This window comes from Hirschia maritima DSM 19733, from assembly GCF_000378345.1.
GTDB lineage: Bacteria > Pseudomonadota > Alphaproteobacteria > Caulobacterales > Hyphomonadaceae > Hirschia > Hirschia maritima.
In genome coordinates, this window is the sequence record NZ_KB899545.1 from 1 (window position 1) to 19,526 (window position 19,526).

18 protein-coding genes are annotated in these 19,526 nt (G+C 43.0%); 5 read left to right on the plus strand and 13 right to left on the minus strand.

Going from position 1 to position 19,526, the window contains the following annotated elements; genetic code table 11:
* The 3 genes from F551_RS16300 to F551_RS0105305 all read left to right on the plus strand — a co-directional run.
* Positions 1-882: nucleotide sugar dehydrogenase (locus tag F551_RS16300; protein WP_018996451.1), on the plus strand; the 882-nt coding region annotated here is incomplete at its 5' end.
* Positions 883-927: 45 nt separating this feature from the next.
* Positions 928-2,061, plus strand: coding sequence for a glycosyltransferase family 4 protein (locus F551_RS0105300; protein WP_018996452.1), 1,134 nt, complete (start codon positions 928-930; stop codon positions 2,059-2,061).
* Positions 2,062-2,112: 51 nt separating this feature from the next.
* Complete coding sequence (locus F551_RS0105305) at positions 2,113-3,381, plus strand: glycosyltransferase family 4 protein (protein WP_018996453.1); 1,269 nt, start codon at positions 2,113-2,115, stop codon at positions 3,379-3,381.
* Positions 3,382-3,533: 152 nt separating this feature from the next.
* On the opposite strand, the gene F551_RS0105310 is transcribed toward F551_RS0105305, so the two are convergent.
* The 7 genes from F551_RS0105310 to nadA all read right to left on the minus strand — a co-directional run bounded on the left by F551_RS0105310 (position 3,534) and on the right by nadA (position 12,281).
* Positions 3,534-4,880, minus strand: coding sequence for an O-antigen ligase family protein (locus F551_RS0105310; protein WP_018996454.1), 1,347 nt, complete (start codon positions 4,878-4,880; stop codon positions 3,534-3,536).
* A 7-nt stretch (positions 4,881-4,887) separates the two neighbouring features.
* Positions 4,888-6,183 carry a lipopolysaccharide biosynthesis protein gene (locus F551_RS0105315; RefSeq protein ID WP_018996455.1) on the minus strand — a complete coding sequence of 432 codons (1,296 nt, stop codon included), beginning with the start codon at positions 6,181-6,183 and terminating at the stop codon, positions 4,888-4,890.
* A gap of 80 nt (positions 6,184-6,263) precedes the next feature.
* A complete protein-coding gene (locus F551_RS0105320) occupies positions 6,264-7,580 on the minus strand; it encodes a sugar transferase (RefSeq protein ID WP_018996456.1) in 1,317 nt (438 codons plus the stop codon).
* 441 nt (positions 7,581-8,021) lie between these two features.
* Positions 8,022-8,882 carry a carboxylating nicotinate-nucleotide diphosphorylase gene (nadC, locus tag F551_RS0105325; protein WP_018996457.1) on the minus strand — a complete coding sequence of 287 codons (861 nt, stop codon included), beginning with the start codon at positions 8,880-8,882 and terminating at the stop codon, positions 8,022-8,024.
* Between the two features lie 36 nt (positions 8,883-8,918).
* The gene (locus tag F551_RS0105330) at positions 8,919-10,502 is read right to left on the minus strand and encodes an L-aspartate oxidase (RefSeq protein ID WP_018996458.1); all 1,584 of its coding nucleotides are present in this window, start codon (positions 10,500-10,502) and stop codon (positions 8,919-8,921) included.
* 6 nt (positions 10,503-10,508) lie between these two features.
* Complete coding sequence (locus F551_RS0105335) at positions 10,509-10,991, minus strand: hypothetical protein (protein ID WP_018996459.1); 483 nt, start codon at positions 10,989-10,991, stop codon at positions 10,509-10,511.
* A gap of 117 nt (positions 10,992-11,108) precedes the next feature.
* The gene (gene nadA, locus F551_RS0105340) at positions 11,109-12,281 is read right to left on the minus strand and encodes a quinolinate synthase NadA (RefSeq protein WP_018996460.1); all 1,173 of its coding nucleotides are present in this window, start codon (positions 12,279-12,281) and stop codon (positions 11,109-11,111) included.
* Between the two features lie 296 nt (positions 12,282-12,577).
* Between nadA and F551_RS17095 the strand changes: the two genes are divergently transcribed.
* On the plus strand, positions 12,578-15,331 hold the full coding sequence (locus tag F551_RS17095; protein WP_018996461.1) for an alginate lyase family protein: 2,754 nt from the start codon (positions 12,578-12,580) through the stop codon (positions 15,329-15,331).
* Positions 15,332-15,389: 58 nt separating this feature from the next.
* On the opposite strand, the gene F551_RS0105350 is transcribed toward F551_RS17095, so the two are convergent.
* Together F551_RS0105350 and F551_RS0105355 are read right to left on the minus strand one after the other, a co-directional pair.
* On the minus strand, positions 15,390-16,322 hold the full coding sequence (locus F551_RS0105350; RefSeq protein WP_018996462.1) for an NUDIX hydrolase: 933 nt from the start codon (positions 16,320-16,322) through the stop codon (positions 15,390-15,392).
* A 57-nt stretch (positions 16,323-16,379) separates the two neighbouring features.
* Positions 16,380-17,093: a YfbR-like 5'-deoxynucleotidase gene (locus tag F551_RS0105355; protein ID WP_018996463.1), complete on the minus strand. Its 714-nt coding sequence runs from the start codon at positions 17,091-17,093 to the stop codon at positions 16,380-16,382.
* Positions 17,094-17,253: 160 nt separating this feature from the next.
* Here F551_RS0105355 and F551_RS17430 point away from each other — a divergent pair, with 160 nt between their 5' ends.
* Complete coding sequence (locus tag F551_RS17430; protein WP_018996464.1) at positions 17,254-17,403, plus strand: hypothetical protein; 150 nt, start codon at positions 17,254-17,256, stop codon at positions 17,401-17,403.
* Positions 17,404-17,478: 75 nt separating this feature from the next.
* Here F551_RS17430 and F551_RS0105365 read toward each other — a convergent pair whose 3' ends face one another.
* Genes F551_RS0105365 through ygfZ form a run of 4 tightly spaced genes read right to left on the minus strand, consistent with a single transcriptional unit; the run spans position 17,479 to position 19,448 of the window.
* Positions 17,479-17,715, minus strand: a complete 237-nt coding sequence (locus F551_RS0105365; protein ID WP_018996465.1) for a hypothetical protein — start codon at positions 17,713-17,715, stop codon at positions 17,479-17,481.
* Between the two features lie 35 nt (positions 17,716-17,750).
* A complete protein-coding gene (locus F551_RS0105370; RefSeq protein ID WP_018996466.1) occupies positions 17,751-18,005 on the minus strand; it encodes a hypothetical protein in 255 nt (84 codons plus the stop codon).
* On the minus strand, positions 18,002-18,601 hold the full coding sequence (locus F551_RS0105375; protein WP_018996467.1) for a DNA-3-methyladenine glycosylase I: 600 nt from the start codon (positions 18,599-18,601) through the stop codon (positions 18,002-18,004). The genes F551_RS0105370 and F551_RS0105375 overlap by 4 nt, the downstream gene beginning before the upstream one ends.
* Before the next feature lie 22 nt (positions 18,602-18,623).
* Complete coding sequence (gene ygfZ, locus F551_RS0105380; protein WP_018996468.1) at positions 18,624-19,448, minus strand: CAF17-like 4Fe-4S cluster assembly/insertion protein YgfZ; 825 nt, start codon at positions 19,446-19,448, stop codon at positions 18,624-18,626.
* Between the last annotated feature and the right edge of the window lie 78 nt (positions 19,449-19,526).

The window sequence follows — 19,526 nt, forward strand, 5'->3', positions numbered from 1 at the left end:
AGCGGTCTTAAAGCGGGTGAAGATTTTGCTATGGCGTATTCGCCAGAGCGAGAAGACCCGGGTAACCCTGATTTTGAGACATCGACCATTCCTAAAGTCGTTGGTGCGGATAGCGAAGCTGAGCGCCAAATTGCCAAAGCGCTATATGATATTATCGTTCAGACGGTTCTCGTATCTAACACGAAGACAGCCGAAGCCACAAAGCTTGTTGAGAACATCTATCGATGGGTCAATATCGCGATGGTCAATGAGTTGAAAATCATTTTCGATCACATGGATATCGATGTTTGGGAAGTTATTGATGCAGCCAAGACAAAACCATTTGGTTTCCAAGCCTTTTACCCAGGCCCAGGAGTAGGTGGTCACTGTATTCGTATTGACCCATTCTATCTAAGCTGGAAGGCGAAAGAGTTTGGTTCTTCGACCCGCTTCATCAATCTAGCTGGTGAAATAAACACGCGCATGCCTAAGCATGTTGTGCGTCGTTTGCTGGAAGAGCTATCGACACGTTGTAAGAAGGCGCTCAATGGCGCAAATGTATTGTTGTGTGGATTGGCCTACAAAGCAGATATTGATGACATGCGCGAGAGTCCATCACTTGAGCTGATCAATATACTCAAGGAATATGGAGCGAATGTGGATTTTCACGATCCTTACATTCCAGTTGTGCCGCAAACGCGTGAGCATCCTGAATTTGCAGGGATGAAATCTGTCGAAATTTCACCAGAGAATCTAAAATCCTATGATGCAGTGCTTATTGCCACAAAACACTCAAATGTGGATTACAGGGCGCTGTGTGAAAATGTCGAACTCGTCGTCGATACGCGCAATGCCACGGATGAATTGTTCGAAGAATTCGGCACTAAAATTGTTAAAGTGTAATAGCGCAAATTTTAAAAGTATTTAGGTCTGGGTGAGCTGATTTCAATGCGTGATCAACTTAAGTTAAATATGAATATTGTACATATGACATCGGTGCATCCGAGATATGATTCGAGGATATTTGTCAAAGAATGTCAGTCGTTAGCTCGAGCTGGTTATAAGGTTTCGCTTGTTGTTGCGGATGGCTTGGGAAATGAGAAAAAGGAAGGTGTAGAAATAGTCGATGTTGGTAAGCCAAAAAATAGGTTTGAACGTCGCCGGACAACTACTAAAAAGGTATTAGAGGCAAGTCTTGAGCTAGCTCCTGATATTCTTCATTTTCATGATCCAGAGCTTATTCCTGCAGGTGTAAAAGCCAAACGAATGGGAAAGTTGGTAGTATTTGACTCACATGAAAATGTGTCAAAGCAGATCATGGCCAAATCATACATTCCTAAATTGTTCAGAGGGGTGGTTTCATCAGTCTACAAAGCTTATGAAAGTAATGCAGTAACAAAACTTGACTTTGTCGTTGCGGCGACCCCCTCCATAGCAGAACATTTTCGGAAGTTAGGTGTTGCCAGTGAGGCAGTCTCAAATTTCCCAATCATGGATGAATTGGTAGACGATGATTTTGATTGGGCCAAGAAAGGACAAACGGTTTGTTATATTGGTGGTGTCACTAAGGTTCGCGGTATTTCGGAATTAGTTTCATCTAAATCATGGTTACCTAAAGCGGTTTCTTTTGAAATAGGTGGCCCTATTGCGGGACCCGCTTATGAAGATGAATTAAAAATTCTAGTCAGTCAGAAAAAAATTAAAAATATAAATTTCTTAGGCCGTATGAGCCGCGAGGAAGTGAAAGAGCTATTTCGTAAATCAATGGTAGGAGCAGTGACGTTGTTGAAAACTCCGAACCATTATGATGCACAGCCGGTTAAATTATATGAGTATATGAGTGCAGGATTGGCGGTTATCGCTTCTGACTTTCCCTTATGGCGAGAGGTCGTAGAAGGTAATGAATGCGGCTTGTGCGTTGATCCTTCAAATGAAAAGCAAATAGCCGATGCTATAAGTAAACTCATTTCAGATCCAGAATATGCGCAAAAATTGGGGGAGAATGGTAAACGGGCGGTTGCTAATAAATACAACTGGAGCAATGAAGAGGAAACATTGCTGAAAATTTATAAGAATTTGTAGAAAGCGATGTTTGAGCGTTTTGTTTGAGGCGTTGGAAGAGGAGGAGGGAAAATGCGGTTATGGATTGTTCATCAGGATGCAGGAACACCATATGAGTATGGGTATAGCCGACATTTTGAATTAGCGAAAAGTTTGATCGCACAGGGTTGGGAAGTTAAAATAATTGCCTCAGCGTTCAACCACAAAGCAAAAGAATTTAGAGTTGATATTTCAGAAGAATATGCCGTCTCTCAAAATGTTGATGGAGTAGAATGTGTTTTCTTGAGATCTACTTCATATCAAAAAAATAACTGGAAAAGAGTGGTTAATTTTTGTTCTTTTCCATACTATCTAAATAGATATGTTAGTAGGTTCATTAAAGTTCAGAAAGAGAATTTACCTGATTTTGTTTTAGCAAGTAGCCCATCTCTTTTTTCGGCAAGAGCTGCTTTAAGTGCTGCTAAACGAATGAGGTGCCCGTTCGTTTTCGAAATTAGAGATCTTCATCCTGATACTATTATACATTTGGGTAAATATTCAGAGCTTCATCCAGCTATTCGGTTCATGAGATTGATGGAAAAGCATTTATATAAAAATGCTGCTGGGGCCGTTTCTAATTTGCCATTTGCGAATGAAAGAATTGTGGAACTTGGCTACCCTAGGCAGGGGCCTTTCATTTATATTCCTAATGGTGTTGCCTACGACAGTCAAAATTTGTTGCAATCGCAATCCGGTAGTACCGAAATAAAAAAAGAATTTGTGTTTGTGTATGCAGGTAGTCATGGAATTTCCAATGACTTGGATAAGATAATTGATGCATTCAATCATGTTAAACTAGAAAATTTAGAACAAAAGAAAACTTTGTCTTTGCGCCTTGTCGGAGATGGTCCGTTAAAGGCGGAGTTGAAGCAAAAAGTCAAAAAACTCAATTTGGAAGAATTCGTTCTATTTGAAGATTCTATTCAGCAAGACGAAGTGCGTCCGATGTTACAGAAGGCTGATGCCCTTATTCTAGCTGTACCTTCTTCTAATTTATATAAGTATGGCATTGGCGCGAATAAGATTTATGAGTATATGGCGTCAGGACGGCCTGTCTTTTGTATTTCTTCAGCTCGAAATGATCCTATAACTGACGTCGGGAGTGGAGTTACAATATCAGCTGAAGTATCTATCGAAGGTGTTGCCCAACAGTTGATTGAATTCTCGGAAATGGGAAATGAAAAGCTTAAAGAAATGGGGAGGCTAGGAGTAGTTGCTGTTTCAGAGAACTATACTTATGGAGCTTTGGGTAAAGAATTGGGCGTGTTTTTACAGACAGTTATAAAATCAGATATGAAGTAGGGTGAGCTAGTTGCAAGGCATAGAGTGAAGTTATGTTTACTTGTTTTTATAGCCAAAAAGTTATGAAATTCATTGTGGTAGGCTAAGTTTGATATTAAAGTAAATGAAAATAATCCATCCTCACATTAGAGCCGTTGCAAAATCTGATAAAATTAAGGTATCGGTTTTTTGGCTTTGGGGGAGGAAGAATTTAAGGCACAAACGACGAGTCCCCAAGCGAGTCCAATTTGAGGAAAAAATACCCCCGCTTTTGTCGTTGCTACCAAAATAAATGAAGAGGTAGACATTAAGAAGGCTAGTTTCCAAATGGTAGAATTGTATTTTTTTATGAACACACCGTGAGCAGAGGTTATTATTGAGCCGACCGACAGCACGATAAAGAGTGTGAAGTTGATAATGCCATAGTTTACCCAAACGGACAAAGCATTATGAGCATAAGATCCAGATGAGGTGTAATCTCCATGATACCAAACGGGTGCGTGCTCTCCAAATTCAAAGTGACCTCCAAATTGCCCCCAAATTGGGTTTTCTAAAATTTGTTTTATTGCAAATTTATTCATTGCTTCGCGAAGTAAATATGAGGAATTTTCATTTAACTCTAACAGAGTAAGGACTCTGAAATTAGGGTAAGACAATATTAGATAATTAAGTATTTCTTCCCAAAAAGTTACAATACAGAGAAAGCTTAAAAGAATACCTGCTGTTATCCATATTTTGACATCTAGAAAAACAAAGTAAGCAAAAAATACGAACGCGAATGTTACAAATTCAGCTCTAGCACCTATTGCAAACAACAAAACTGTCGTCAGGGTTCCCAGAATTAAAATCGGGACTTTTTTGTTTAAAGTTGCAAGTATAAATAGTGAAGTCATTAAGACTGATCTACTGTAGCCTTGATATGTTACTCTGCGGGCTTCATTGTCTCCATTAATGGGGGCAATTATTGCTTCACCAGTCATATATAAGTTGGCGCAGGTAATTAGGGTAATTAATCCTAGCAACAACCAAAGCAGTTTCAATCGATTTGATTCATTTGATGTATCATCTGACATCATGTGACAACCGATTGTAAAATTGGCATACAATAAAATGAGGCCATATACTGCTTGTTTAACAGCCTGTTCGATATAATAATCGACAGAAATCAATTGATTATAAACAATCACTAAAATTGCTAAAAAGATGTAAGCATAAAATGTGTATACAATCCAAGCTGAACGAGCTTTTTTCAAGTGCTTTGCCGGAAACAAGAATAGTATAGATAAAATGCTAGTGAGCGCAGCTATTGGCCCGTAGAAACCGCCGAGAAAGCTATTGATACCTAATGCGTTTATCCCCGAATGATAAACAAAAAATACAGGATAAAGCGCCACAAAACTCAAAAAGGAAATTAGGATGGTCAAAGAAAATGTTTTTTTCTCGCTTGGAGGGGGGGATTTTAATTCATCCATCGCAGCGAGAAGACGGTCAGCTTTTGTGTTTGGTGAAGATGTGTTCATTGCGATTTTATATTTCTTTCGCAGCGTATGAGTGCGATCGGGATATCCGCGTCATTGCTATAGCATCTATTACATATGCCAGAATTTTGCATATGGCGATGAGGATTATGAATGTTTCGTATCCAGCGTTAGTGATAAATGCATAAAGGCAAACACTGCTGATTGAGAGAAGTCTAAAGGTATGCCACGCTAAAATGTATTTTTTTGCATTGAGGATTACAGCCGTTCCTGAAATTGTCTCTGAAACGAATGCGCAACCTGAACTAACGAGAACGATTGCGATTGTGGATGTCGCTGCTTGCCATTCTGAACCAAATAAGAAGCCAATATTTTGAGGAACTATAATAACTGCTGCAGAAAATACTGGAATGGCCAATCCAGCTGCTAGCATTATGGTTTTAGTTTGGAGTGAGACAAAGCTCTGTTGTGAATTGTGCATTTTTGCGGCGCGTTGGCGAAATACATCCGCAATTGCCAGGCAAGCCATTTGAGCAGGTGAGGTCACGACGCGCTCTGCAAGAGCATAGTATCCCGCAAATACTGGATCAAAGAGAATTGCAATGCATATCATCGGCAATCTTTGGTGTATTGCTGAAATTAGTTGTGAAGCTGCAACCGATGAAATTAGCGATTGTTCAGATTGAATTGCAGCGCTGATTTTTGATTTTTCGAAGTGAGACAAACGTTTGGATTCAGCTGGGCTAGTATAGCAGAGCAGGTAAAATAAGAACAGAAATTGCCCGAGCGCATGACCGCCAGCCAGTATCAATCCAGGAGGAGATTGGTGAATAACAAAGCCAATAGCCAGCCAAAAAACTGCCATTGCGCAAGCTTTGAGAATTTGTGCTTTGCCTAATTTATCAAATCGGCCCTCCCTGATGGAATAGGCCCGAATTCCAAGAAATATACCATTTGCAATAATTAGAAGCGGAAAAACAAATAGGGTCGATTCTGCGTGTTTGAGTGTTTCGGTTGTGTTGCTTATTTGGGTCTTGAACAGCGCAATAATAATCAATGCAATTACAGCTACAAAGATTGATAAAATAACAATGCCTTGGAACATGTTGATAGCTTTGAGGCGTGATTCAACTTTAGGGATTACTAGATCAAGTCTAAGCGAAGAAAATACAGTCGTAATTGCAATGGCAGAAAGCAGTAATGAAAATACGCCGAAATCTTGCGGGGTGAAAAGTCTCGTTAAAACAGGGGAGATCAGTAGTGCGATTAATTGCGCTATCACCGCGCCGGAAACGAGCTTTTGAGCGTCTCTAATAAATCTTGAGTTGAATAAGCGTGTTAACATAGGAAGGTCTATCTATTTGAATTCCTACAATAGCTTTCGATTTACGAGCGCGAAAATAAAGATAGTAATCTTGGGGCTAACTACTTGGCACCATTTCCAGTAAGGACAACTTGCGTGGTTTTTAGAAACACTAGGATATCTAACCATAGAGACAGATTTCTAACATAAAAAAAGTCGTATTGTAATTTAACTTCTGCATCTTCTAAGCTAGTGACATGTCCCTGATTTACTTGTGCCCAACCGGTGATCCCAGGACGGACAAAGTGTCTGAATTGATAATAAGGGAGTTTTTCGTCATACCATTGCGAAAGCTTAAGCGCTTCTGGGCGCGGTCCAATCCAACTCATCTCACCTCGTAAAATGTTTAAAATCTGAGGTAGTTCATCTATACGGTTTTTTCTTATAAAGCGGCCTACGCGCGTGATACGATCGTCATCACTTTGTGTCATTTCACTATTGCGATCGATTGTATTGGGATCTTGAACCCGCATTGACCTAAATTTGTATATAGTGAATGGCTTTCCTCTGAAACCCATGCGTTGTTGCTTGAATATCGCTGGGCCTTTGCTTTCTAGCCGGATTGCAATAGCAACTGCAGTGAGTAGAGGTAGCAAGAAAACAAAAGCAGTTACAGCTCCCAGCCAATCGATGTAGAATTTGGCAGGAGCATACACCGTTGTTGGTGTAAGAGATCCAAACTTGTTTTCTGACATTTTATCTACACGCGCTCGGCCGGATAGAGATTCAGTCACTTGCTTGACGTGATAGACAGATTGCCCTGCTAAAGAGCGTTCCGTTATGAATTTCTCCCATTCTGGAGAGAGAGCATTGTTCATATCCACCACAATTGGAATATTTTTTACGCTGTCGTTTGGAGACTTTAAATGGGTTAGCTCAACAAATTTAATATCTTCTATAAGTCCAACTTGTCCGCCGGGAATGACAGCTAGCTTAATCTTGTTTGAACTGCGCGAAACTATGAAAAGAAAGAAAAACCATGCGGATGTCATGGAGAAGCTAGCTAGAAACTGGTAGCGGCTGTATTCAAGTCGTAAGAAAAAGAATAAAACAATAACAATCAGATAGCCTGCTGCAAAAGCCGGAAGAATGTATTGTGTTTGTCTAATTCCAGGAAAAGAAGTGATCTTTTGAAAAAAGAAAAAACTTAGGAGAAAAGCTAGAGTAGTTCCGATTATGGAATTGTCGTAACTTGCCAGTTGATCAACAAATCGCTCGAGTTGTCCTCGTGCTATTGCAGGAGCAATAATTGCGATGAGCATTCCAGACAGAAGCTGAAAACGCATTCGTGTAATCGAACCAAGAAAGCTGGATTTTTTGGAAAAATCCGACTTTGTTCCAGCATAATTAATTATGTCATTTGTTACAATTTCTGACATGCCCCAACCCAAACCACGACGCTTAATTTCAAAATTGCCTTTACCTATGAGCAGGCATACCAGAAGTGTTAAGCAAGTGTTAATATTCAATTTAGGGTGAGATAGTTACAATGGAAATCATAAGAAAGAAAGAGTAAATTATGTTAATTGGTATTTTGTTTATAGTGTAGCGCACTAAATTTAATGTAATAATAGTATTATTTGTGCTTTTAGTTAATTGTTTTTCTAGTAATAGGTGAGGTGTTCAAAAATACTTCGTTTTATTTAAGTAAAGGGAAAACTAGACAGGTTTAAATTTGTCTAGCCATTTATAACTGTTGCAACTGAAAGCTCATCTTCAACTCCAAACTTGCATCAGTTTCTATGATCCAAGCAGTAGGCAAGATTAATAAGATCGTGCTGCTGATAGAAAATCAATCTAAGTGTTTTAAAAAAGAAAAATTATCCGTTGTAATCTAATCCAACGTCCAGATTGACCGCAGAGTGGGTGAGAGCTCCCACAGATATAAAATCAACACCACTTTCAGCGATAGCTTTCACTGTTTTCAGGTTTACGCCTCCTGAAGCTTCAGCTTTACAAGAGCCACCAATCATCGAAACAGCTTCTGCCAGCATCGTTGGCTTCATGTTATCGAGCAATACAGCCGTGGGCTTAAACGGAAGTGCTTCTTGTAATTGATCCAGTGTATCAACTTCAATTTCAATAGAACAAAGGTGGCCTACAGAGGCTTTTGCGCGTTCTAAAACCGCTTGAATGCTGCCAGCTGCAGCGATGTGATTGTCTTTGATGAGAATGGCATCATCTAAACCAAGGCGATGGTTAACACCGCCCCCCAATCTCACGGCGCGCTTTTCCAAAGCACGAAAGCCTGGTGTGGTTTTGCGAGTACAAACTATACGCGCTTTTGTGTGCTTTACTTCTGTAACAAATTTTCCAGTCAGCGTCGCGACACCTGATAGAGGGCCGATAAAGTTCAAAATCATGCGTTCGGCTGTCAAAATGGAACGTGCCAAACCTCTTAAGCGGATGAGCTCAGCACCTTCTTCAAACGGGGTGCCTTCATTGTGGAGAGGTTCCCATTCCAGATTGGGATCAACAATTCTGGCTGCTAATCTTGCAGCGTCATAGCCAGCAGCGATTCCGGGTTCGCGTGCATTCACGGTTGCTACCATTTGGGTGTCAGCAGGAATAGTCACATCAGTGGTTATGTCGCCAGCGCGGCCTAAATCTTCGCTGAGTGCAAGGCGCACCAAAGGTTCGATAATCACATCTGGAAGTGGTGGGATTGGCAGAGTGCTCATTGATGCGGGCCTTGTGTAATGTACGATAAGTTGGCGCTAGGCTGATTTGGCATCAGCTGTCGAGTCCATCTCAACACGCGTAATAATAGGTTTTAGATCGTCGTTTTTGCTCACATAAGTACGAGCAGGAATGTCTTCTTGAGGATAGTCTGTCCGATAGTGTCCGCCGCGACTTTCTTTCCGTTCAAGCGCTGCTCGAGCGATCATTCGGCTAACCGTTAGTGCGCGGGCACCGCCGCGTATATCTTCTTTGGTTTCAATCCAATTGCAGAGAAGAGTTAGGCCTTCTTCATTGCGCGAAACACCTGCATGATTGGCCATTAAGACCCTTAATTCAGATAGATCGGCAGGGGACAGATCAATCGGTGGTTCACCAAACAACAGGCCGCTAGTGGAGTGTAATTTTTCTTCGCGAAGTCGGGTTGCTATGCGATCAGCAAATACAACGGCTTCCAGCAAGGAGTTGGAGGCCAAACGATTTGCCCCATGTGCGCCGGTGGAGGAGCTCTCGCCGCAGACAGACAACCCGTCCAAGGTTGTGCGGCCCCAAATATCGGAAACAACGCCGCCCATATGATAGTGCGCAGCTGGTGCCACGGGAATGTGGTCGCGGCGAGGATCAATGCCAGCAGCCTCACAAGCGGCAAAAACAGTCGGGAAATGGTGCGGGAACTCATCTCCAACTGCTTCAATCGTATCTAGAAAAGCACCGCGGCCAGCAATACGCTCTGCATGAATGGCACGAGCTACTTCGTCACGAGGGGCTAATTCTCCAGCTTCATTGTAATCATACATGAAACGCCGCCCTTTAGCATCGCGTAAAACAGCGCCTTCGCCGCGCAATGCTTCGGTAGCTAATGGTGCAGGATCGCGGTCAACATCGATCGCGGTTGGGTGGAATTGTACAAACTCTGGGTCAGCAATCAGGGCGCCGCATTCGTAGGCCATGGCAATTGCATCTCCCCGTGAAGAACGGGGATTAGTGGTGACTTGAAACAAGCCGCCCGATCCGCCTGCACAAAGCACAGTTTCCTTTGCGGGCATTCGAAAGGTTGTTTCGTCCTCGATGTTTTGAGCAACTATACCGCCAATTCGACCGTGCTGATCTTGCAATAGAGAAATGGCTTTTACGCCTTCAACTAAAGTGATGTGTTCAGCGGCGCGAGCTGCGTTCACCAACGCTTCCATTATCGCAGCACCCGCGAGATCACCAGCGACACGGGCAACGCGCGGATGAGAATGTGCTGCTTCAAGAGAGAGGGCGAGGGCACCATTCTCAGTACGATCGAATGGAACACCAAGCTCCAATAAATCTCTCACACGTTCTGGGCCATGAGACGCGATCAGACTAGCCACTACAGGTTCTACCAAGTGTCCGCCGGCAGCGACAGTATCCTTTGCGTGTAGAGCAACGCTGTCTGCAGGGTGAAGTGCGGCAGCCAGTCCACCTTGTGCCCATGCAGATGACGCCGCTGTTCCCAAAGGAGCAGGAGAGATCACAGTACATTTTCGAGGGGCAAGTTTTAGAGCTAGGAATAATCCTGCTAAACCCGCGCCAACAATAAGAATGTCAACTTCTGAGGAAATGGATTGTGAATTGGTAGATGTGTGTGAAGTCATGAATATCTATGAGGTCGGCGCTGAATCACGTCGGAACAGGACGTAGGCGCGACTTGCGCTTTCTAAAGTGCCGGTCATTTCGTTGTTGGATTGAATTTTTAGACGCCAATCATCAGGAGCGTATCCGTATGGGCGCGGTGTTTGTTTTGCGATACGCTCTATTTTGGACACAAAAGCTGCTTCATTGCCTTCCACCATAATAGAGCACACTTGTTCAACTTCACCATATTGCCCAGGACAGCGCTCAAAGGTGGTGAATTCGCAAGTAAATTGGTTGGAATTGTCTGTGGGTTGAATCGTCATTCTGCCGGTGAGGTGGCAACGATTGCCATTGTAACGACCTGTTTCAAACACCCAAGAACCAGCAATGTTCGCATTTGTATTGACGGCATCATCTGCGAAAGAGACCATTGAAAGGCTCAACCCACCTAGCAGAGCCCAAGTTCCGATTGCCTTAGTGACACTGAATTTTGATGACTGATTTGTCATGACTTCACACTCTTGAATAAAACGCATTACAACATCTATCGTTAAGCCTGCTTTATAAAAGCGGCGGCACTATGATGAGATCATGTTTCTGCCGCTGCTGAAAGAATAGAGCTGTAATTATTCGGCAGGTTCGATTGCTACTTCGCGTGATTCAACTACAATTTCTACTGGAACCAATCCTGTTTTGAAGTCCGGTGGTGTTTCCATTTTAGGAAGAGCCAACATTGCATTGATTGCGGATTTTGCGCGAATGCGCACATCTTCTTCGATCTCTACCTCGTGCTCCATGTTGACGAGACAATCATAAATGTTTTCGACCGTGATGCGTTTCATGTGTGGGCATAAATTACACGGCTTCACAAATTCTACATCTGGATTTTCTGCTGCTACATTGTCGCTCATTGAGCATTCGGTAAGCAACAAGACTTTGTTTGGAGAATTGGTTTTAACATAGTTCGCAAGACCAGATGTTGATCCTGCATAGTCTGCTTCAGTTAGCACATCTGGTGGACATTCAGGATGAGCAAGAACTACTACGCCTGGGTGTGCTTCACGGAGATCTTTCACATCTTGACCAGTGAACAGCTCATGTACCTCACATGCACCAGCCCATGTAATGACTTTGATGTCGGTGTTTGCTGCCACATTCTTTGCCAAATATTGGTCCGGCATAAGAATTACAGTGTCAGTGTTCCAATCTTTTGCTGCCTGTTCAACAACTTGAACAGCATTAGATGAAGTACAGCAAATGTCAGTTTCAGCTTTCACGGCAGCTGAGGTGTTCACATAAGTCACAACAGGCACGCCAGGGTACTTCGCCTTTATCAAACGAATATCTTCAGCGGTGATTGACGAGGCTAGAGAACATCCAGCGCGGAGGTCAGGAATTAGCACTGTCTTCTCAGGTGCTAGAATTTTTGATGTCTCTGCCATGAAATGCACACCGCCTTGAACGATTACATCTGCATCTACTTCTGCTGCTTCACGGGCAAGCTGGAGACTATCGCCACGAAAGTCGCCCACTAAATTGAAAATATCCGCTGTCATATAATTATGTGCAAGAACGACAGCATTTCTTTCTTTTTTTAACTTGTTTATAGCGTGGATGAGGGGAGCTAATGTAGGCCATTCCATCGGTGTGATGAAATCTTTCACATCATCATATAAGTGATCTACTGCTTCTTTTACTTCATCATTATACATCAAACCGCGCGCTTCAGACGGGTTGGCTTGGCGGGCATCCAAATTTGGAAGCTCACAAACATTTCCTGCATCAATAATACGTGCCATTTCCAGCCCCTTTATTCTGAAGGGCTCCATAGATGATGACGGTGTGTCATGACTTAATGGAACCTTTTACTCAATATGAGTATTATATGGGTGTGCATCAGCATTTTTCAAGATGTGCCATATATATTTAGGAGGCAGTATCCGGATAATTCTGGGGCTTTTACCCAATTTGAGCATAAGTCCTTATACAATTTCATCTTAAAAAGCAAGGGAAAAGGGGGAGGGCTGGGGATTGCTTGTTGCAAGATCTATAGTTAATATCTGTATAGGTTTAATTTTTATTTGGGGGGGGGGCGATGAATATCAGTCCTATTTTTTGTAATTTTCTTCGAGCTTCAGCTGTTTTTTCTTTAGTTGCAGGCTCCACTTTATTAAGTTCTGCATCTGCTGATGCAATATTGTTTAATGACACACCTATGGGTAATGCAGGGTATTGGAATAATTCAACAGTATCTGCGAGTGGTGACCCAACATACAATGGGAGTGTTTCATCAATTAAAATGGTGCTTCCTTCTTGGGATACTAAAGGTTTAGCTTTTGTTCGGGATGTTAATACAGATCAACGAATTCTCAGCTTTTGGCTCTACAAACCTACAAATGGCAATGGTCATATATCTCTTAGTCATGGCTCTAACTACACAACCATATTGTTAGGTAGCGATAATCAGCCTCACTGGCGTGCGAATGGCAGTACTGTTTCAGGCTTGGCCGATCTTGCAGCAAATCAATGGCATCAAATAGAAGTTGATTTAGAGGCACTAAATATATCCAGTTTTCGAGCAATTGGTGTGAAAGCAAATGGAACAAGTGGGCTAAGCTATTTCATGGATGAAGTAGTGTTATCGGATGATTGGTCAGGTGGGCAACCGGCTCCACCACCGCCACCGCCATCCAGTGATAACCTGTTGTACAATGGCTCATTTGAATATGATGATATTGGGTATGGAGAATGGGACCCGGTAACTTCATTGACTGGTTGGTCAGCGATATCTGGTGGTCAAATTGAGTTATGGGATCACGCCATGGCCGGAATTGAGCCAACAGATGGTAGCCAAAATATTGAGTTGGATGTTTTAAGCAATAGAGATGGTTTGTATCAAAATGTTCAAACTAACAATGATGCATCATACACTATTAGCTTAGATGCTCGTTTAAGGCCTGGAACAGATTCGTCTTCCCAGAGTGTCGAGATATTGTGGAATAATGCAAAAGTCGGGGAGTTCGTTCCGACTTCCAATTGGGTAACATATACATTCTCTGTGACCGGCACAGGAGCTCAAGATGAGCTAACAATTCAAGAATTGTCTTCGCAATCTCAAGATGGTAGGGGGGCGATTATTGACAATATTCAATTAATTGAGAGTGACACACCTGAGCCTATTATTCCTCCACCTCCATTGCCTGGCTCAACAACAGTTTTGTTCAATGATACACCTATGGGTAATGCGGGTTATTGGAATAATTCAACAGTATCTGCGAATGGTGACCCAACATACAATGGGAGTGTTTCATCAATTAAGATGGTGCTTCCCTCTTGGAATACTAAAGGTTTAGCTTTTGTTCGTGAGGTTAATACAGATCAACGTTATATGAGCTTTTGGCTTTACAAGCCAGTAAATGGAAATGGTCAAATATCTTTGAGCCATGGAGCTGCATATTCGACCATATTATTGGGCAGTAATAATCAATCTCATTGGCGTGCCAATGGAAATACTATTTCAGGATTAGTTGATCTTGCAGCGGATCAATGGCACCAGATAGAGATCGATTTGGGAGCTTTGAATATATCTAGTTTCCGCGCAGTGGGTATCAAAGCAAATGGTGCGAGCGGTCTCACTTACTTCATGGATGAGGTTGTGCTGTCAGATGGTTGGTCTGGTGGTCAGCCACCACCACCTCCGCCACCACCTCCGCCGCCGCCACCTCCGCCGCCGCCACCTCCGCCGCCGCCACCTCCGCCGCCGCCACCGAGTGGACAAAATTATGGCATCCATTCGGCCGCCGAAGTGCAGCAGGCTCTTGCAAATCTTTCTACGTCTGCGGGACAGGCTGCTCTTGCTGAAGTAAAAAGTGTGGCAGATGATTCTTATTCCAAATGGTTAGCAAATGGAAATGGAAGCATTCCTCAAGAGTTGAATATCGAACCCTTCTATGACAATCCGGAGCTGTCTAGACAGCAGTCAGAGCTTGTTGATAATAGTGGGAATACAGCATATTTTTCAGCAGTTTATTGGTTGATGACGGGAGATAACGCTTACGCAAGTCGAGCAGTTTCAGTTATGAACGAATGGGCTCAGGAAAATAGGGGAGCAACTAATAATCAAGCACATCTTGTAATGTGCGTAAAAGGTGTGGGATTGCTAATGGCAGCCAATATCTTAAAAGATTATAATGGTTGGTATGCTTCCGATCGAAGTGCCTTTGCGGACTGGGTTTCCAACTATTATATTCCCTCTACTGATAATGAGATACAGGGGCAGTATAATAACGTCCACAGTGGAAATAACAGAAAGAACTGGGGGATGTTTGGAAAGTCAAATGCATTAGTCTATTTGGAACGAGACTTGGGAGAGATTATTAGCATTATCCCAAGCACTATCACGCATCAAATTTCAGGTCATGCCGCTACACTTGGTCGGCATAACATTGAGTATACGCGGAAAGATACCGGTGAAAGAGGATTGTGGTACACGAATTTTTCATTGTCGCCATTAATGGGAACAATCCATTTGATTTACAATGAAACTGGTCAAAACCTGGTAGACCATTGCTTCTATCCTGGGGATTGCGTGCGTCCTCGATTGGTGGAAGCTGTGCGTAAATTGTATAACTACAATACCAACCGATCTTGGCCTTATAATACAGATGAAGTCAACAATCCTACATTTTATGGTGAGGGGGATGGTTGGCCATACAATTTGACCGACGCAATGGAATTCTACTTTGGCGAAGAGTTTGGAGATGCAGGGCCGCCTCGCCCGTTGACTTCAACAGGTGACCATATGGCGTGGGGGGTGACTTCATTGATCCCGCCCATAACACCTGAATAAATTGCAATTAAGCAAAATAGCTCTCGCTGTAAAAGCGAGAGCTATGATTTTGTAGCAGTTAGATATCTCGCTTTTTGTGTGGTGTGGCGATGCCTGATGCGATTGTTTTACGAAGGGTTTCTCGGCGACATCGAAAGAACTCGGCAGGGCGGCCACCAGTTGTGGTTTCGTATTCACCAAGGCCTTCTACGAGTTCTGATTTTTCTATTGAGCGTCTGAAGTTTTGTTTGTGTAAGGTTCTTCCAAGTAGAGACTCAACGGTTTGCTGAAGTTCAAAGAGGGTGAATTTATCGGAAGTTAGCTCAAAGATAACAGGCCGATATTTTATTTTTCCGCGTAAACGGGAGATCGCGGTTGCAAGAATACGTCGGTGGTCAGAAATCATAGATTGCCCTGAAACCGGGGCGGAATTGCAGCTAGTGCCGTCTCTTACTGATTCAGCCGCCAAACCAGCTTCGTAAAGCAATTCGTATCGCTCCAGAACGCGTTCTTCGATCCAAAGCGCATCCTCAAAACCAAAAGCGAGTTTTACGCGTTCTCTGCGATTGAGATTATCATCAGCCCACTCATATAGGGCGGGTTTGATTTCCTCTTCGATGACAAGGGGAGGCCCATTGCGGTGGTCTTCCCAAGGGAAAAACCTATACCAATCGCGCCAGACGGCATCGAAAGCACCATCAATTTCTGTTCTTTGTGGGGTGAGCCCCAAATATCCAACAGATATGATGCGCGCATTGTCGGGAGCGTTGGCCATGTCTGCTTTAGGGAGTTCACGGCCGTGATCGGCAAAAGTGTAGAGTTGCTCAACGTAACCTGGTTCAAAACCAGTTTGCGTATGGACCCAGTCTCTAAGACCTTGCTCCATGGTGCGGTGGTTTGCAGGATCGAATGCTCCAAAAGGTAATCCAGACCTTCCTTCTCTAAGACGAGTCACCAGTGCAAATGGAGAAAGTGCATCCGCTGCTACAACAACGGCTGAAAGACCGACCATAATTGGTTGTGAGTTGGACACGGGTTTGCAAACACCTTGTGAATTGAAACGAGAGAATTAGCGTTCTTGATTCTTCTGATCTAATTCTTGCAATAGGACGTTGAAACGATCAAGGAATAGAGTTTGCGCTTGAGGAATGGGCAGTGGAGTAACGTCTGCTAGCATCCCTTCAGGCGGCTCAACAAAGAGTTTCTTTGCTTCTGCTTCATCAAAGCCGGCTAAATCTATGGCTTCATAATATGCGCAAATGAGGTCTGCTTTCTTTATAGCTTTCTTCAATTTTGAAGGGATAGCAGCAGGCAGGCCAAAGCGCATATGGATTGCATGCTCGAGCCTTGTTTCAATCTCTTTATAGCTTTGGCCTAAAATCGCTTTGAATGGAGATATCATGTCACCAATCACGTACTCTGGAGCATCGTGCAAGAGTGCGATGAGTTTCTCTTCCACGGGCATGTTGGGAGATAATGCGCTGCAAACACCTTCGACAATGACACTGTGTTGAGCGACAGAGAACGCGTGATCACCAATTGTTTGACCATTCCAACGAGCAACTCGCGCGAGGCCATGAGCGATATCTTCAATTTCGATATCAAGCGGTGAAGGGTTTAGTAGATCAAGCCTGCGACCAGAAAGCATCCTTTGCCAGGCGCGAGCCGGCGCTTTTGATTGTTTCTTTGTTGAAGAAGCAAGATCTTTTTTCAAACCTAGTTCGGCTCCGTTTTTAGAAACTGTAGGTTTGGTCATAGTTACCAATGAAGGTCGTGTTGTCATAAAAATCTCGCAAAAAATTTGAGAAAAAATCCAAAAACTGTCAATTTAGCTCTGAAAGTTACCAGAAAAACCTTGGTTGTTTACCATATTCCTGATTCGACTCAGAGTTTCTTAAGGCCCTTGTGTCATATTGATCTGGCTCCGTTAGAGAGAGACAAAAATGATACAAATGATGGTGGAAGCAATTCAGCAACCTGCTGTATTGTGGGTGATTTTAGGAGGAGCAGTTTTGACTGCGCTTTTTGAAGTCTACAAGACAAGTCCCGATGCCCTTTGGGGTGATATTCTCGGCGATGAGTCACAAGAATAGAAAAACTCCCGCTTAAGGCGGATAGGGTGATGAAGAGCGGAGATGATAGCAATATCATCTCCGTTTTCATTTTAGCTAGCTTGGAGCACTTTCTTCTTTATTGGCTGGAATGTCTTGAGGATCTTCAATTCCTCTAATCTTGTTTATGCATTCAAGTCTTCTGCTGGGCCAATTGTCATAAGTTTTAAAGCATTTAGCGATAGCTGCATCGTTTTTATTTTGCATTGATTGCTTATCTGCAGATGCGCACCCAGATAGGCTGAGAACAAAAATGCCAATGGCAGCGTGCTTTGGGAGTGTGATTTTTTGCATATGACTGCCTTCGATGAGGGGACTTTGAAAGGTTGTTAGCTTTGATCTAGCTCTTTTTTCTTGTCTTCCCATTGATCCTTTTTATCTTTTGGGGCGCTTGGTAGGGGCTCACCACAATTAGAATTTGCGTAACGCTGACTTTCATCGGGAATTGCGCCGCAATTTATGTGCTCATTGCGGTCGCCCAAGCTTTCAACAGTTGATGTGGCGTTGGGTGGTGGTTGATCTGTTGTGGAGACACAAGCAGATAATGAGAAGCAAAGTGCAACTGAACAAAAGAGCTTTTTCATCGATAAAATTCCTGAACTTCCTTATGGCGAGGGCAATTTATCTCATGATCATTGACCATTCCAACTGCTTGCATTGCAGCGTAGACAATGACAGGTCCACAAAATTTAAAGCCACGTTTTTTCATATCTTTTGAGATAGCTTCAGAAAGTGGCGTTTTTGCGGGAGCATCTCGCCAGCTTTGCCAATTGTTGATGATTGGTTTGCCATCGACAAAGTTCCATAGATAATCAGCGAAAGTTTCTCCTTTCGCCAACATGTCCAGATAGATTTGCGCATTTCCGATAGTTGCGGCTATTTTCTTAGGGCTGCGTATAATACCCGGATTTTGCAAAGCCTTTTCGACCCGCTTGTCATCCCAAAGCGCAATTTTTTCGGGATCAAATCCGTCAAATTCTTCTCGCATGGTGTCGCGTTTGCGTAAGATAGTGATCCAAGATAACCCAGCCTGATGACCATCTAATTGGAATTTCTCCCATAAAGCACGGCTATCATATTCTGGAACACCCCATTCCGTATCATGATAGTCTCGATATAGCGCATCATCGAGCGGTGCCCAGCCACAGTAAATTTCATTTTCCGCATTAGATTTCGACATGGGGATGTTCCTGATTTGTTTATCAGGAAGATGTCACAGCTTCCATCTGTTCTGCAAGCCAATTAGGTGAAATTAATTCAGCTTTTTTACCATTTGCTGTAATCTCAGGTTTTCCCGTAGATTGAGCTTTTGCAAGGCGGTCAATTCTCAATTTCGCAAGTGCATAATCTGACGTCGAAGAGCTGACTTCGCCTATTGTTTTTCCTTCAATTTCAAGTGGGGTTCCAGCCTGCGGAGCGCCATTAGGAAAATGAAAGGAGAGGGTACGCCTTCTCGCGGTTCCTCTTCTTTTCATACGAGAAACGACTTCTTGGCCAATGAAACAACCTTTTTTGAAATCTATGCCATCATTTATATCCATATTGACGTCAGCTGGAAAAACTTCATTTTCGCCAAAATCTTTGCCTTGTTCAGCTATGCCAAGTTTTGTTCGTTCTACATGATAAGTTTTGCATGAAGTGTCTTCGTATAGCCCTTTTTCGGAAATCATCCTTTTAGGCATATTGGGATGGCGAGGGTCACTTAAGCCATCATTTACAAAGGCATACACGGCTAGGTCATCACGAAGAGATATTTCGACATTTGCTTTTAATTTGAACATTTTTAGGCGTTTAAGCAGCGCTTCATCCGCTTGAATTGGAACATCAAGGAGAAAGCCAGTTTCCGTTCTCTGCAAGATGATATCGCAAATTATTTTGCCTTGCGGTGTTAGGAGAGCTCCATAACCGAGCTGATCATTTTTTAGATCAACAATAGTGTTTGTGAGAAGACCATTTAGGAAAGTGGCCGAGTCGGCTCCGTCTACACAGAGGACAACACGGTTATCGAGATGGATAGGATTGCTCATATGCTGCATTTAGGATGTATTGTGTGAGAACGCCAGATTGTTTTGCCTTGAATGGATGAAAATAATTCAAACACGCAA

Bases quoted from the DNA above. Each gene is read 5' to 3' on its own strand.
- F551_RS0105300 (WP_018996452.1), top strand. From the start codon at position 928: ATGCGTGATCAACTTAAGTTAAATATGAATATTGTACATATGACATCG.
- F551_RS0105305 (WP_018996453.1), top strand. From the start codon at position 2,113: ATGCGGTTATGGATTGTTCATCAGGATGCAGGAACACCATATGAGTAT.
- F551_RS0105310 (WP_018996454.1), bottom strand. From the start codon at position 4,880: ATGAACACATCTTCACCAAACACAAAAGCTGACCGTCTTCTCGCTGCG.
- F551_RS0105315 (WP_018996455.1), bottom strand. From the start codon at position 6,183: ATGTTAACACGCTTATTCAACTCAAGATTTATTAGAGACGCTCAAAAG.
- F551_RS0105320 (WP_018996456.1), bottom strand. From the start codon at position 7,580: ATGTCAGAAATTGTAACAAATGACATAATTAATTATGCTGGAACAAAG.
- nadC (WP_018996457.1), bottom strand. From the start codon at position 8,882: ATGAGCACTCTGCCAATCCCACCACTTCCAGATGTGATTATCGAACCT.
- F551_RS0105330 (WP_018996458.1), bottom strand. From the start codon at position 10,502: ATGACTTCACACACATCTACCAATTCACAATCCATTTCCTCAGAAGTT.
- F551_RS0105335 (WP_018996459.1), bottom strand. From the start codon at position 10,991: ATGACAAATCAGTCATCAAAATTCAGTGTCACTAAGGCAATCGGAACT.
- nadA (WP_018996460.1), bottom strand. From the start codon at position 12,281: ATGGCACGTATTATTGATGCAGGAAATGTTTGTGAGCTTCCAAATTTG.
- F551_RS17095 (WP_018996461.1), top strand. From the start codon at position 12,578: ATGAATATCAGTCCTATTTTTTGTAATTTTCTTCGAGCTTCAGCTGTT.
- F551_RS0105350 (WP_018996462.1), bottom strand. From the start codon at position 16,322: ATGGTCGGTCTTTCAGCCGTTGTTGTAGCAGCGGATGCACTTTCTCCA.
- F551_RS0105355 (WP_018996463.1), bottom strand. From the start codon at position 17,093: ATGACAACACGACCTTCATTGGTAACTATGACCAAACCTACAGTTTCT.
- F551_RS17430 (WP_018996464.1), top strand. From the start codon at position 17,254: ATGATACAAATGATGGTGGAAGCAATTCAGCAACCTGCTGTATTGTGG.
- F551_RS0105365 (WP_018996465.1), bottom strand. From the start codon at position 17,715: ATGCAAAAAATCACACTCCCAAAGCACGCTGCCATTGGCATTTTTGTT.
- F551_RS0105370 (WP_018996466.1), bottom strand. From the start codon at position 18,005: ATGAAAAAGCTCTTTTGTTCAGTTGCACTTTGCTTCTCATTATCTGCT.
- F551_RS0105375 (WP_018996467.1), bottom strand. From the start codon at position 18,601: ATGTCGAAATCTAATGCGGAAAATGAAATTTACTGTGGCTGGGCACCG.
- ygfZ (WP_018996468.1), bottom strand. From the start codon at position 19,448: ATGAGCAATCCTATCCATCTCGATAACCGTGTTGTCCTCTGTGTAGAC.